We start from the raw sequence: 13,444 nt of genomic DNA, 5'->3' as shown, positions 1-13,444 counted from the left end.
TGATACAGAGGAATTAGCGCCTCGCGACACAGACTAATCAGCAAGATCGAGGGATTCAGGACACCGTTCTGAATCCCTTTTTGCTGTAAGTGCAGTGAGGAAATTCCCGATGAAAATGCCGAAACGTCTGATTGCCAGCCTGGGTGTACTGATGCTGAGTGCGACCCCGTTGCTGCACGCCAGCGCCGATCAGCGCGACGATCACGACCGCGGCGGTCCGCAGCAGGGCCAGCACGATTATCGCGGTGGCCAGCCTGGGAATCAGCCGGGTAACCAGCCCGGTAACCAGCCCGGGAACAATCGTGGTGACGATCATCGTGGCCAGCCGGACAATCGTCGCGGTGGCCCGCCGCCACGGGACTTTGGCCCGGTGCGCCAGAGCATTCATGACAATCACGGTTATTTCGTGCGCGGTGCGCCGCCACCGCCGGGTATTCACCTGGAACGCGGCCGGCCGCTGCCGCATGGCTATTACGGCGAGCGCCTGGACAACCGCGCGTTGTCGCGGCTGCCGTATTACCAAGGTTACGAATGGCGCCGCGCCGGGACCGACATTGTGTTGATCGCGGTGGGGACGGGGATTGTTTATGAAATTCTGGACGGTGTGCTGAACTGATTTACCGATCCCGTAGGAGCGAGGCTTGCCCGCGAAGAACGATGACGGGGTGTACCCGATACACCGCAGTGTGGCGTTCGCGAGCAAGCTTTGCTCCTACACGATCAAGGGCGAAATGCTGTGGCAGATTTCGCTTTAAGGTAGCTCCAACCCGCCCGCCGCTTTATGCAATGCCCGCAAATGTTCGCCAACCTGTTTCAGATTGGCCTCATTGGCGGCAATCTCCGCCGCACGGCTTGGTTCGAGCAGCGCGCGCACTTCCTTGTCCAGATCCCCGGTCAGCGATTGCAGCTGTTTCTGGCGCAGGCTGCTTTCCGCTTCCAGCCGCGCCGATTCGCTCGGTTGCGGCAATCCATAACCACCGGAACCGAGCAATTCGGCCGGACGACTGAGGAAGCCGCTGTTGGCGAGGATCTGCTGCAACGTTGCGTTGGCCTTGTCCATGCCGCCGTTCTGCAGCTCGCGGGCGCCGAGATAACGTTGTTTCACTTCGTCCTGCGCCAACTGTAATTGCCGACGGAAACTCGCCTGTTCCAGCAACAGCAACGCCGCGCTGGTGCGCAAATCCGCCTGAGCGATCCACTGTCGACGCTCTTCGGCGGATAACGACAACCAGTCTTCGACCGTGGCTTGCTTGATCGGCAGATTCTTCTTCAGCACTTCAAACATCGCTTGGTAGCGATCGCGGAACGAGTCGAAACGATATCCCAGGCGCAATGCTTCACGCGGGTCGTCGAGGACGCTGGTGTCAGCCAATCCGCGACCTTTGAGCACTTCCAGTAAGCCGTTGGGCATGATGCTGTCGAGCCCGGTGAGTTGCGCGTTGTTGCTGCCGCTGCGGAGCAATTTCAGGCTTTCCACCGCGCAGTTGTTGGAGAGGAAGAAGTAGTTGCCGTCGTAGCTCCAGTGCATCTCGGCGGCGTGTTCCACGACTTCCTCGATTTCCTTGCGCGACAGCGTCAGCGGCACCGAAGCGAGGCTGCGCAATTCGGTTTTGGTGTATTCGTCGATCACTTGCGCGAGCGGCAAGACAAACAGCCGCGAAGGGTATTTGCCGACCAGACCGTCCCAACTCGACAACTGCACGTCACCGACGAAGGCGCGGTAGGACAGCACCAGATGCTGATCCAGGTCCAGTCGGCAATCCGGCCCACGTGGCCGGCCCGGCGCGCAAATCACTAGGCGCAACATGCTGTGGCCCCAACGGCTGACCCAGTTCTGGTTAGCCTCGGCGAGCAAATAATCGACGGCGTAAACGCGCTCGGGGTCGACGTGGCCGAGTGGCGTTTTGGCGAAATCGTTGCCGGCATTGAGGAACGCGAAGGATTTGTCGCAGGTGTCTTTGGCGGCGGGTGCCCAGCCGAAATGCTCTTTGTAATAGCGATACAGCGCGGGACGGCGGCAGGCGTAGCTCGGGTCGAGGAGGAAATACTCCATGTTGACCGCGACGAACTCCTTGGGATTGCTCGTTTCGTAGATGTCCGGGCTGCGGACGACCTGCCGGTTGTGCTGCTCACGTTCGCCACGGCGGCCGACGTATTGCGGCCAACCGGCGAGGTCGAGCAGGCGCGGGTCATCGCTGAGGGTGAAGCGGCGTTCGGTCTGCCCACGGCATTGGTCGGGAATGCCGATCAGCCCGGAGCTGTTGTTGCGCTGGATGCAACGCTGGATCAGCGTGCGCTCGGCGTCTGGCCACAGGCGCGCGCGGTCGTAAATATGGGTGAGTTCATGCACCACCGTGGCGAGCATTTCGCGGCGCACGGTGCCGTGTGGGCGGTAAGTCTTTTTGCTCGCGGCACTGCCATCGGTGAGGCTGTCGAGCAGATTGCGATTCAGATCCAGTTCGGACACCAGCGACGCTTGGCCGTAAGCGTTGGCAGGCATGTCGTCGGTCCAGCCGACATCGATGCGCCGGTCCAGTTGCTCAATGAAGCGCGGCGGCAATGCCTGCATGGCTTCATCGAGCAGCGCCTGGCTGGCCTGCTGTTGCGCGGGACTCAGACCGTCGGTCTTGAGGCGTAATTGCAGGCTGGCCTGGGCGGTGTTGCCAAGCAGCAACACCACCCCGGCCAGGAGCCAGGCGCTTAGCCGCCTCACAATGCGAGGATGGCTTCGGCGAGAACCTGATCGCTGGCGTCACGCGCTTCCGGCACACGGGTGCGCAAGGTGTCGAATGCGGCTTCCAGGTGCGCGCCACGAATATCGCCGTCGCTGGCGATGAAACTGGCGGCATCGTCATGCGCTTCGCGAACGATTTTCGAATCGCGAATCGACGTGGTGGTATCGGAAGTGAAATCGATGGTGCGCTGGGAGGCACGAACGATGATGTTACTGGTGGCTACCAGGGTGTGCGCCTGGGCCACGTCGGCCAACAACAGCAGGCCAAGGGTGGCAGCAATCAGCGGGCTACGCATGGAACGACTCCGGAGGAACAAAGATAACTATTGGACGAGAATTGCCTGCGCCAGTTCAAGGTCGCTGGCATGAAGTTTTGGCTGGGCTCGACGCAGATAAATCAGCGCGGATTCCAGCTGTGCTCCTCGCAGTTGGCCGTCACTGGCAATGAATGCCGCAGCATCATCCTGAGCGGCGACCAGCAGTTTATGGTCGAAGGGCGCGGAGGTCACCATGCTGGTGGCATAACCGCTCACAACAACACCTTGGGTGGACAGATTAAAAGCATCAAAGGCGTACGCCGAACCCGTCCAGCAGGCCAGCGCAACACCGGGAATGAGTAAGCAATTTGAAAGAAAACGCATGAGACTCGTTAGCTGAAAGCGAGTCCCAAGGCTAGCGCAATGCCCGGACCAGAGCCAGCGCTGCAACATCGGGACACGACTTGCGTGCCCCGTCTGCAAACACAGGTCAGATGGCCAGGATGGCCTGAGCCAACTGGGCGTCGCTGGCATTCAACTGAGGCGCCTGATGGCGGATTTCGTCGAACGCGCTTTCCAGTTTCACACCACGAATGTCGCCGTTGCTCGCGACAAAACTGGCGGCGTCGTCACGCGCGGCGCGCACGATTTTGTTGTCGCGCAGTGAGGAAGAAAGGTCGGAGGTAGCATCGGAGCTGGATTTGAGTGCACCGACAACGGCATCGGTGGTCACGATGAAACTCGAAGCGTGCGCACTGGCGGCAACGGCGAACAAGGCTGCAGCGCTCAACAGACGAAGACGGGACATGGGGGTAACTCCTGTGGATGAAACCGATTGAGAGGTGACGCAGCGTCTGAACAGTCAGACGCCAGTGATGCCGCGTTCGCCACGTTCTGACGGGATATTAGGCTGGGGAGTATGGATTCGAACAGCGTGGCGAGACGAAATGGTTATGTGTGAGGCTTCACCGATGCAGTCTGTCGAAGTGTACCGGTCACTATCATAATTATTGAAACTGTACTGACTGCGCTTTTTAAAGCCCTGAAACGACAAAACCCGTCGTGGTTTCCCACGACGGGTCTTGTTTGTTCAATTCGGGTTGCTGGCGATGGACCCTTCAGGGAAAGCCAGCGACGCTAACTTAGCGCCAGAACGGCTTGCTCAGCTCTTCGTAGCGTTGTGCTTCGCTAATCCCGGCATCAGCCAGCAGACGCGAATCCAGGCGAGCCAATTGATGGCGGCTGGTAATGCGGCGCTGCCACAACATCAGGTTGGCGAAAACGCGAAGAGGCATGGAAGCCTGGGTTTTTGCAGCGGTATCTTCGAAGAACAGTTCGGAACTGAGTGTACGTTCCATGGTTGACATCCTTCCGCTTGTGGCGGGATTAGGTAGTGGTTTAACTGATGCCAATGATCCTCTCGTTTGGCCAGTCTCCCTAGATACAGTTCACTTGTATTGTGAGAGACCAGTTAACTGTTTATAGGGGGTGTACTGGTCGAAATTGAGGCAACTGTACCTGTGAGCACTGTTAAGGTGCATTTTCGCCTGATGCGGGGGGAAGTGTAGGTAAATTCTTAAGGAAATGACCGGTACAGCAGTACAGTTTTTGTCAGGTTGGTGAGTGACAAGAACCCGCTGACGCAACTGTGTGTGCGTCAGCTGTTCTTGAGCTGTATCAGACCACCAGCATCCGCCCGGTTTCTTCCAGGTTGATGTGCCAGCGCAGGGCATCGCGCAAGATGTGCGGCGTGTGCCCGCCGATGGCGCAAGCAGCTGTAAAGTAGTCGTCCAGTGCCTGGCGATAGTCCGGGTGCACACAGTTGTCGATCACCGCCCGCGCCCGTTCGCGCGGCGCCAAGCCGCGCAAATCAGCCAAACCGATCTCGGTGACGAGGATGTCGACGTCATGCTCGGTGTGGTCAACGTGACTGACCATCGGCACCACGCTGGAAATCGCGCCGCCCTTGGCGATCGACTTGGTCACAAAGATCGCCAAGTGCGCGTTGCGCGCGAAATCGCCCGAGCCGCCGATACCGTTCATCATCCGCGTGCCGCAGACGTGGGTGGAATTGACGTTGCCGTAAAGGTCGAATTCCAGCGCGGTGTTAATCCCGATAATGCCCAGGCGCCGAACCACTTCCGGGTGATTGGAGATTTCCTGCGGGCGCAGCACCAGTTTGTCTTTGTAATGTTCGAGGTTGCCGAATACATCGGCATTGCGCCGCGCCGACAGGGTGATCGAGCTGCCCGAGGCGAAACTCAGCTTGCCGGCGTCGATCAGGTCGAATGTCGAGTCCTGCAACACTTCGGAATACATGGTCAGGTCTTCGAACGGCGAATCGATCAAGCCGCACATCACCGAGTTGGCGATGGTGCCAATCCCGGCCTGCAACGGCCCGAGCTTGTTGGTCATGCGCCCGGCGGCGACTTCTTCTTTAAAGAAATCGATCAGGTGATCGGCGATCGCCTGAGTATCGATGTCCGGTGGCAGCACGGTGGACGGCGAGTCGGATTGATTGGTGATGACGATCGCCACGATCTTCTCCGCCGGGATCGGGATTGCGGTGCTGCCAATCCGGTCATCGACTTTCACCAGAGGAATCGGCGTGCGGGTCGGGCGGTAAGTCGGGATATAGATGTCGTGCAACCCTTCGAGGTTAGGGTTGTGCGCCATGTTGATCTCGACGATGACCTGCTTGGCGAAGATCGCAAAACTCGCCGAGTTGCCCACCGACGTGGTCGGCACAATATGGCCCTGCTCGGTGATCGCCACGGCTTCAATCACCGCGATATCCGGCCGCGTCAGTTGCTGGTTGCGGAGCATCTCGACGGTTTCCGACAGGTGCTGGTCGATGAACATGACTTCGCCGGCATTGATCGCCTTGCGCAACGTGCTGTCGACCTGGAACGGCATGCGCCGCGACAGTACGCCGGCCTCGGTCAGTTGTTTGTCGAGGTCGTTGCCCAGGCTCGCGCCGGTCATCAGGGTGATTTTCAACGGAGTGATCTTGGCGCGTTCGGCCAATGCGTGGGGCACGGCTTTGGCTTCGCCGGCGCGGGTAAAGCCGCTCATGCCGACGGTCATGCCGTCCTCGATCAGAGCGGCAGCGTCGGCGGCGCTCATCACCTTATCCAACAACGAAGGCAAGCGAATACGGTCACGGTACATGGATTGTTATCTCGGGCAACGAAAGCAAGGTACGCAGTCTAGTGATTTGAAGAAAATCCGTCCCGCTACCATGGTCGAATGCCAAGCCCTGATTTAGAGCCTTTGGTCGGGTTCGCGGAGGAATTGGGCAGCAATAAAAAAACCCCAGCCTACTCAAGGCTGAGGTTTTTGGTGTTGCGCTGAGGCAGGTTTTACTCGACGGCTTTGACCATGTCTTCAATGACTTTCTTCGCGTCGCCGAAGACCATCATGGTTTTGTCGAGGTAGAACAGTTCGTTGTCCAGGCCGGCATAACCGCTGGCCATCGAACGCTTGTTGACGATGATCGTCTTGGCTTTGAACGCTTCCAGAATCGGCATGCCGGCAATCGGCGATTTCGGATCGTTCTTCGCCGCCGGGTTGACCACGTCGTTGGCGCCCAACACCAGCACCACGTCGGCCTGGCCGAACTCGGAGTTGATGTCTTCCATCTCGAACACTTGGTCGTAAGGCACTTCGGCCTCGGCCAGCAAGACGTTCATGTGGCCGGGCATCCGTCCGGCAACCGGGTGGATCGCGTACTTCACGGTGACGCCGCGGTGGGTCAGCTTCTCGGTCAGCTCTTTCAGCGCGTGCTGCGCGCGTGCCACCGCCAAGCCATAGCCCGGAACGATGATCACGGTGTCGGCGTTGGTCAGCAGGAAGGTTGCGTCATCAGCCGAACCGGATTTCACCGGCCGCGCTTCTTTCGAGCCCGCCGGGCCAGCCGCGTCTGCGGTGTTGCCGAAACCACCGAGCAGCACGTTGAAGAACGAACGGTTCATCGCCTTGCACATGATGTAGGAGAGGATCGCGCCGGACGAACCGACCAGCGAACCGGCGATGATCAGCATCGAGTTGTTCAGCGAGAAGCCGATACCCGCCGCCGCCCAGCCGGAATAGCTATTAAGCATCGACACCACGACCGGCATGTCCGCGCCGCCAATCGGGATGATGATCAGCACGCCAAGGACGAACGCCAGAGCCAGCATCAGCGCGAAGGCACTGAGGTTGCCGGTCAGCATGAAGGTGATGCCGAGCGCCAATGTCGCCAGGCCCAGCACCAGGTTCAGTTTGTGCTGACCGCCGAACTGTACGGGCGCGCCCTGGAACAGACGAAACTTGTACTTGCCCGAGAGCTTGCCGAAAGCGATGACCGAACCGGAGAAGGTGATCGCACCGATGGCTGCGCCGAGGAACAGCTCCAGACGGTTGCCCGCCGGAATCGCGTCGCCCAACTGTTTGACGATGCCCAGCGATTGCGGCTCGACGACCGCAGCAATGGCGATGAACACCGCAGCCATGCCGATCATGCTGTGCATGAAAGCGACCAGTTCCGGCATTTTGGTCATTTCAACGCGCTTGGCCATGATCGAGCCGGCGGTGCCGCCGACCAGCAAACCGACGATGACATAACCGATGCCGGCCGTAGCCAGCTCCGCGCCGAGCTTATAGATGAGGCCGACGGTGGTGAGGATCGCCAGCGCCATGCCGAGCATGCCGTAGACGTTGCCGCGCCGCGAGGTAGTCGGGTGCGACAGGCCTTTGAGGGCCTGGATAAAGCAGATCGACGCGATCAAGTAGAGCGTCGTGACAAGGTTCATGCTCATTACTTGGGCGCCTCTTCTTTTACGACTTTCGGGGCTTTTTTCTTGAACATCTCAAGCATTCTGCGGGTGACCAGGAAGCCACCGAAGACGTTGACCGCCGCCAGCGCCACCGCCAGGGTGCCCATGGTTTTGCCCAGTGGCGTCACGGTCAAAGCGGCGGCCAGCATGGCGCCGACGATGACGATCGCCGAAATGGCATTGGTCACCGCCATCAGTGGCGTATGCAGCGCAGGTGTAACGTTCCAGACCACGTGATAACCGACATAAATCGCCAGCACGAAGATGATCAGGTTGTAGATACCGGGGGAGATAAGCTCTTCCATCGTCTGAATCCCTGCTTAGGCGTTTTTGCGGATGACTTGGCCGTCGCGGCACATCAGGCACGCAGCGACGATGTCGTCTTCGAGGTTCACTTCAAACTGGCCTTCCTTGTTGAAAACCAGCTTGAGGAAGTCCAGCAAGTTACGGGCGTACAGCGCCGAAGCATCTGCCGCGACTTCACCGGCGAGGTTGGTCGGGCCGCAAATGGTCACGCCATTTTCGACGACCACCTGATCGGCCACGGTCAGCGGGCAGTTGCCGCCCTGAGCCGCGGCAAGGTCGATCACCACTGAACCGGGTTTCATCTGCGCCACGGTGTCCGCGCTCAGCAGCGTCGGCGCCTTGCGGCCGGGGATCAGCGCGGTGGTGATGACGATGTCAGCCTGCTTCGCGCGTTCATGCACGGCCAGGGCCTGGCGCTGCATCCAGCTCGCCGGCATCGGCCGTGCATAACCGCCGACACCGACCGCGCATTCGCGCTCTTCATCGGTCTCGTAAGGCACGTCGACGAACTTGGCGCCGAGGGATTCGATCTGCTCCTTCACGGCCGGACGCACGTCCGACGCTTCGATCACCGCACCCAGGCGTTTCGCTGTAGCGATTGCCTGCAAACCGGCAACACCGGCGCCGAGAATCAGCACGCGCGCCGCTTTCACGGTGCCCGCAGCAGTCATCAGCATCGGCATGAAGCGCGGATAGTGGTGCGCGGCGAGCAACACGGCTTTGTAACCGGCGATGTTCGCTTGCGACGACAGCACATCCAGACTTTGTGCGCGGGAGGTGCGCGGCGCGGCTTCCAGAGCAAACGCGGTGATTCCGCATTCAGCCAGTTTGGCGATGGTTTCATTGCTGAACGGATTGAGCATGCCCACCACAACGGTGCCGCTCTTGATCAGCGCCAGCTCGCTGTCGCTGGGGGCGACCACCTTGAGAATCAGCTCGGCACCAAACGCATCGTTGGCGCTGCCAATGGTTGCGCCTGCCGCTTCATAAGCACTGTCGACAACACTGGCTCTAACGCCGGCGCCGCTCTGCACAGTGACCTTATGACCCTGGCCGATCAGTTTCTTGATGGTTTCCGGGGTTGCAGCAACCCGTGTTTCACCCGTTTGGGTTTCGAGAGGAACACCAATGTGCACGTCAAATCTCCTGCGTGATCTTATTGAGTAAACCCAGGCACTTCGGATGGTGCGACTGGGGCGGCCGATCAGCACGATCCCGCCAAATCAGGGCGGGGCGCGGCATTTTGCAGGCGAACTTTGTGCCCATCAAGGGATTATGACGGGTGACGGAAAATTAACTACAAGTCACCCCGTGACCGAATGTCGCAACTAACCGGCGCAATCCCTTGCAGGCTGTGCCCTGCAAGGATTCTGGTCGAAATTGAAGAATTTACACATCGGCGCGGTGAATGAGCTGACATCGCTGGCCAATAGAGGCTGAAAGCCACGTCCACAGGCGCTTGTGGGACGTTTGTACTGCTTGTAAGTACAGTCTATGAATATGCGACAAATACTTATATCTGTAGGGTTTTGATTTTGCTGACTACGGGGTCAGCTAATCGGCGACAGCCTTTATCCTTCGAGGCTGTAGCCGTGTGCCTGATTTACCAGCCAGTCGCGAAAGGCCCTTAAAGAAGCGGATTCGACCTTTCGCTCGGGAATCATCAGGTAATACGCCTTGATGCTCGACAGTGCCTGCGGGTTGGCAATCACCAGGCGTTTCTCGGCCAGCTCACGCTGAATCAGGAATGGCGGAATCAGCGCGATGCCCATGTCATGCATGGCCGCTTGCGCAAGCATGGAGAATAGCTCGTAACGCGGACCTGTCATGTCGCGGGGGATGTTGAGGTTTTGCGAGTTGAACCACTGGCGCCAGGCGTAGGGCCGGGTGGTTTGTTGCAGCAATGGCAGTTCGGCGATTTCGCTGGGTGTCAGAAGAGTCTTCTTCCCCAGTAGGGCGGGGCTGCACACCGGCATCGGATTTTCGCCCATCAGCCTGTGGGATTCAGTACCCGACCAATCGGCATCGCCGAAATAAATCGCCGCGTCGAACTCAGTGTCGGCGAACAGGAACGGCCGGGTGCGGTTGGTCAGATTGACCGTCACTTCCGGGTGTTGCTGCTGAAAATCCTTGAGCCGTGGCAGCAGCCATTGAGTGCCGAAGGTTGGCACTACCGCCAACTCGATAACGTTGGCGCCTTGCTGGCCCATGACCGACAAGGTGTCGCGCTCCACGGCATCCAGTTGCGTGGCGACGCGGCGGCTGTAGGAAAGTCCCGCTTCGGTCAGTTTTACCCCGCGCCGCGAGCGTCGGAACAGTTCGACGCTGAGGAAGTCCTCAAGGCTGGCGATCTGTCGGCAAATCGCCCCTTGGGTGAGGGAAAGTTCCTGCGCAGCCTTGGTAAAACTCTCGTGGCGTGCGGCCGCTTCGAAGCTGATCAGCGCCGTGGTGCTGGGGATTTTCCTGCGCATGTACCTGAACCTCACTCATACATCGCATTAATGAGCTTTCGCGATGTTTCGGAGTGAGAAATTAGCACAACAGTATGCAAAATCCTCGTTTGCCGGATTGCTGAGCCGGGCCTAGGATCAGTCCACGTTATTTGACCCGATTCGAGAGGACTCACTCATGGCCGGTAAAGCTAGCTTCAACTGGATCGATCCACTGCTGCTGGATCAACAGCTCACCGAAGAAGAGCGCATGATTCGCGACACCGCCGAGCAATTCGCTCAGCAGAAGCTCGCGCCGCGTGTGCTCGAAGCTTTCCGCCATGAAAAGACCGACATCGCGATCTTCCGCGAGATGGGTGACGTGGGCCTGCTGGGCGCGACCATTCCCGAGGAATACGGTGGCAGCGGCCTGAACTACGTCAGCTACGGCTTGATTGCCCGTGAAGTCGAGCGCGTCGACTCCGGTTATCGCTCGATGATGAGCGTGCAATCCTCGCTGGTCATGGTGCCCATCAACGAATTCGGCACCGAAGCGCAAAAACAGAAGTATCTGCCGAAACTGGCTTCCGGCGAGTGGATCGGTTGCTTCGGTCTGACAGAACCCAACCACGGTTCCGACCCGGGCGCGATGATTACTCGCGCGCGCAAAGTCGACGGCGGCTACAGCCTGACCGGCAGCAAAATGTGGATCACCAACAGCCCGATTGCCGATGTGTTCGTGGTCTGGGGCAAGGACGATGCCGGCGATATCCGTGGTTTCGTGTTGGAGAAAGGCTGGAAAGGCCTGAGCGCTCCGGCGATTCACGGCAAGGTTGGTTTGCGCGCATCGATCACTGGCGAAATCGTCATGGACAACGTGTTTGTCCCTGAAGAGAACATCTTCCCGGATGTGCGCGGTCTGAAAGGCCCGTTCACGTGCCTCAATTCCGCGCGTTATGGCATCTCGTGGGGCGCACTGGGTGCTGCCGAATTCTGCTGGCACACCGCTCGCCAATACACATTGGATCGTCAACAGTTCGGTCGGCCACTCGCCGCCACTCAACTGATCCAGAAGAAACTGGCCGACATGCAGACCGAAATCACCATGGCGCTGCAAGGCTGCCTGCGTCTCGGCCGCATGAAGGATGAGGGCACCGCGGCGGTCGAAATCACTTCGATGATGAAACGCAACTCCTGCGGCAAGTCCCTGGACATCGCGCGCATGGCTCGCGACATGCTGGGCGGTAACGGCATCTCCGATGAATTCGGCGTCGCTCGTCACCTGGTCAATCTGGAAGTGGTGAATACCTACGAAGGTACGCACGACGTGCACGCGCTGATCCTTGGTCGCGCGCAGACCGGCATCCAGGCGTTCTACTAACAGGAGAACGGCCATGGGCGCCCTTTCGCATCTACGGGTACTGGATTTATCGCGGGTGCTGGCCGGGCCGTGGTCCGGGCAGATCCTTGCCGACCTTGGCGCCGAAGTAATCAAGGTCGAGCGCCCGGGCAATGGCGACGACACGCGCGCCTGGGGGCCACCGTTTCTGAAAGACGCCTATGGCGAGAACACCAGCGAGGCCGCCTATTACTTGTCGGCCAATCGCAACAAACAATCGGTAACCATCGATTTCACTCGTCCTGAAGGGCAGAAGTTGGTGCGTGAGCTGGCGGCGAAGTCAGACATTCTGATCGAGAACTTCAAGGTCGGTGGCCTGGCGGCGTATGGGCTGGACTACGAGTCGCTCAGGGCGATCAATCCGAATCTGATCTATTGCTCGATCACCGGGTTCGGGCAGACCGGCCCGTATGCCAAGCGCGCGGGTTATGACTTCATGATTCAGGGCTTGGGCGGCTTGATGAGCCTGACCGGGCGACCTGAAGGCGATGAGGGCGCGGGGCCGGTGAAGGTCGGTGTTGCGCTGACGGATATTCTCACTGGGCTGTACTCGACGGTGGCGATTCTGGCTGCACTCGCGCATCGCGATCATGACGGCGGCGGTCAGCACATCGATATGGCGTTGCTGGATGTTCAGGTGGCTTGCCTGGCGAATCAGGCGATGAACTACCTGACAACGGGCAATGCGCCTAAACGTCTGGGTAATGCGCATCCGAATATCGTGCCGTATCAGGATTTTCCTACAGCGGACGGCGACTTCATCCTCACCGTGGGTAATGACGGGCAATTCCGCAAATTCGCCGAGGTGGCGGGCCAGCCGCAGTGGGCGGACGATCCGCGCTTCGCCACCAATAAGCTGCGTGTGGCTAACCGTGCAGTGCTGATTCCGCTGATCCGCCAGGCGACGGTGTTCAAGACGACCGCTGAATGGGTGCTGCAACTGGAGCAGGCAGGCGTGCCGTGTGGGCCGATCAACGATCTGGCGCAGGTGTTTGCCGATCCGCAGGTGCAGGCGCGCGGATTGGCTATCGAGCTGCCACATGCGCTGGCCGGAATGGTGCCGCAAGTAGCGAGCCCGATTCGTATGTCCGAGACCCCGGTTGAATACCGTAATGCACCGCCTCTGCTGGGTGAGCACACGCTGGACGTGCTGCAGCGGGTGTTGGGTTTGAGTGCTGGGGCGGCGGCTGCTTTTAAGGAAGCGGGGGTGCTATGAGGATTGCTTCTATATAGAAGGGCTTCTATATAGAGGGAATTGGCGCGTTTTCGGGGTTTTCGCAAGTTATTGATAGAAAAGCGAAATCAGCGCTTGACGGCAGAATCTGGAAGTCTATAATTCGCCCCACTTCCGGCGCAGTCGAAACGGAAAACTCCTTGGTAAACAATGAGTTACGCAGGTTTCGGCGGTGAGTTGCTTCGGTTCATCGAAGCGCGAAAGGGGGTTGAAAAAGAGGGGTTGACAGCAGCGAGTAACGCTGTAGAATTCGCCTCCCGCTAACGAG

The 13,444-nt window shown here is 59.2% G+C and carries 13 protein-coding genes; 3 read left to right on the top strand and 10 right to left on the bottom strand.

Annotation, left to right across the window (positions count from 1 at the left end):
- Positions 1 to 109 precede the first annotated feature (109 nt).
- A complete protein-coding gene (locus BI292_RS20425; RefSeq protein ID WP_101208953.1) occupies positions 110 to 616 on the top strand; it encodes an anti-virulence regulator CigR family protein in 507 nt (168 codons plus the stop codon).
- A gap of 135 nt (positions 617 to 751) precedes the next feature.
- Here BI292_RS20425 and BI292_RS20415 read toward each other — a convergent pair whose 3' ends face one another.
- From BI292_RS20415 to BI292_RS20370, 10 genes are all read right to left on the bottom strand, one after another.
- Positions 752 to 2,713 carry a DUF4105 domain-containing protein gene (locus tag BI292_RS20415; protein WP_101208952.1) on the bottom strand — a complete coding sequence of 654 codons (1,962 nt, stop codon included), beginning with the start codon at positions 2,711 to 2,713 and terminating at the stop codon, positions 752 to 754.
- Entirely contained in the window at positions 2,710 to 3,030 is a 321-nt protein-coding gene (locus tag BI292_RS20410; protein ID WP_101208951.1) for a DUF2388 domain-containing protein, read from the bottom strand. Before BI292_RS20410 ends, BI292_RS20415 begins: the two co-directional genes overlap by 4 nt.
- 27 nt (positions 3,031 to 3,057) lie before the next feature.
- Entirely contained in the window at positions 3,058 to 3,375 is a 318-nt protein-coding gene (locus BI292_RS20405; RefSeq protein WP_101208950.1) for a DUF2388 domain-containing protein, read from the bottom strand.
- A gap of 106 nt (positions 3,376 to 3,481) precedes the next feature.
- On the bottom strand, positions 3,482 to 3,799 hold the full coding sequence (locus BI292_RS20400; RefSeq protein WP_101208949.1) for a DUF2388 domain-containing protein: 318 nt from the start codon (positions 3,797 to 3,799) through the stop codon (positions 3,482 to 3,484).
- Positions 3,800 to 4,133: 334 nt separating this feature from the next.
- A complete protein-coding gene (locus BI292_RS20395) occupies positions 4,134 to 4,349 on the bottom strand; it encodes a DUF1127 domain-containing protein (protein WP_092275385.1) in 216 nt (71 codons plus the stop codon).
- Positions 4,350 to 4,668: 319 nt separating this feature from the next.
- Entirely contained in the window at positions 4,669 to 6,162 is a 1,494-nt protein-coding gene (locus BI292_RS20390) for an acetyl-CoA hydrolase/transferase family protein (protein WP_101208948.1), read from the bottom strand.
- Between the two features lie 191 nt (positions 6,163 to 6,353).
- On the bottom strand, positions 6,354 to 7,790 hold the full coding sequence (locus BI292_RS20385; RefSeq protein WP_092275379.1) for an NAD(P)(+) transhydrogenase (Re/Si-specific) subunit beta: 1,437 nt from the start codon (positions 7,788 to 7,790) through the stop codon (positions 6,354 to 6,356).
- On the bottom strand, positions 7,790 to 8,113 hold the full coding sequence (locus BI292_RS20380; protein ID WP_007947884.1) for an NAD(P) transhydrogenase subunit alpha: 324 nt from the start codon (positions 8,111 to 8,113) through the stop codon (positions 7,790 to 7,792). The genes BI292_RS20385 and BI292_RS20380 overlap by 1 nt, the downstream gene beginning before the upstream one ends.
- Before the next feature lie 15 nt (positions 8,114 to 8,128).
- A complete protein-coding gene (locus BI292_RS20375; protein ID WP_101208947.1) occupies positions 8,129 to 9,250 on the bottom strand; it encodes a Re/Si-specific NAD(P)(+) transhydrogenase subunit alpha in 1,122 nt (373 codons plus the stop codon).
- 435 nt (positions 9,251 to 9,685) lie between these two features.
- Positions 9,686 to 10,585, bottom strand: coding sequence for a LysR family transcriptional regulator (locus BI292_RS20370; RefSeq protein WP_092275372.1), 900 nt, complete (start codon positions 10,583 to 10,585; stop codon positions 9,686 to 9,688).
- 157 nt (positions 10,586 to 10,742) lie between these two features.
- Between BI292_RS20370 and BI292_RS20365 the strand changes: the two genes are divergently transcribed.
- Together BI292_RS20365 and BI292_RS20360 are read left to right on the top strand one after the other, a co-directional pair.
- Positions 10,743 to 11,924, top strand: a complete 1,182-nt coding sequence (locus BI292_RS20365) for an acyl-CoA dehydrogenase (RefSeq protein WP_092275370.1) — start codon at positions 10,743 to 10,745, stop codon at positions 11,922 to 11,924.
- Positions 11,925 to 11,937: 13 nt separating this feature from the next.
- Positions 11,938 to 13,158: a CaiB/BaiF CoA-transferase family protein gene (locus BI292_RS20360; RefSeq protein ID WP_101208946.1), complete on the top strand. Its 1,221-nt coding sequence runs from the start codon at positions 11,938 to 11,940 to the stop codon at positions 13,156 to 13,158.
- Positions 13,159 to 13,444: the final 286 nt, after the last annotated feature.

Source organism: Pseudomonas sp. 43NM1, from assembly GCF_002836905.1.
In the GTDB taxonomy this organism is placed as follows: domain Bacteria; phylum Pseudomonadota; class Gammaproteobacteria; order Pseudomonadales; family Pseudomonadaceae; genus Aquipseudomonas; species Aquipseudomonas prosekii.
This window is presented reverse-complemented; position numbering and strand designations above follow the sequence as displayed.

Bases quoted from the DNA above. Each gene is read 5' to 3' on its own strand.
- BI292_RS20385 (WP_092275379.1), bottom strand. From the start codon at position 7,790: ATGAGCATGAACCTTGTCACGACGCTCTACTTGATCGCGTCGATCTGC.
- BI292_RS20370 (WP_092275372.1), bottom strand. From the start codon at position 10,585: ATGCGCAGGAAAATCCCCAGCACCACGGCGCTGATCAGCTTCGAAGCG.
- BI292_RS20380 (WP_007947884.1), bottom strand. From the start codon at position 8,113: ATGGAAGAGCTTATCTCCCCCGGTATCTACAACCTGATCATCTTCGTG.
- BI292_RS20360 (WP_101208946.1), top strand. From the start codon at position 11,938: ATGGGCGCCCTTTCGCATCTACGGGTACTGGATTTATCGCGGGTGCTG.
- BI292_RS20425 (WP_101208953.1), top strand. From the start codon at position 110: ATGAAAATGCCGAAACGTCTGATTGCCAGCCTGGGTGTACTGATGCTG.
- BI292_RS20410 (WP_101208951.1), bottom strand. From the start codon at position 3,030: ATGCGTAGCCCGCTGATTGCTGCCACCCTTGGCCTGCTGTTGTTGGCC.
- BI292_RS20390 (WP_101208948.1), bottom strand. From the start codon at position 6,162: ATGTACCGTGACCGTATTCGCTTGCCTTCGTTGTTGGATAAGGTGATG.
- BI292_RS20400 (WP_101208949.1), bottom strand. From the start codon at position 3,799: ATGTCCCGTCTTCGTCTGTTGAGCGCTGCAGCCTTGTTCGCCGTTGCC.
- BI292_RS20405 (WP_101208950.1), bottom strand. From the start codon at position 3,375: ATGCGTTTTCTTTCAAATTGCTTACTCATTCCCGGTGTTGCGCTGGCC.
- BI292_RS20365 (WP_092275370.1), top strand. From the start codon at position 10,743: ATGGCCGGTAAAGCTAGCTTCAACTGGATCGATCCACTGCTGCTGGAT.
- BI292_RS20395 (WP_092275385.1), bottom strand. From the start codon at position 4,349: ATGGAACGTACACTCAGTTCCGAACTGTTCTTCGAAGATACCGCTGCA.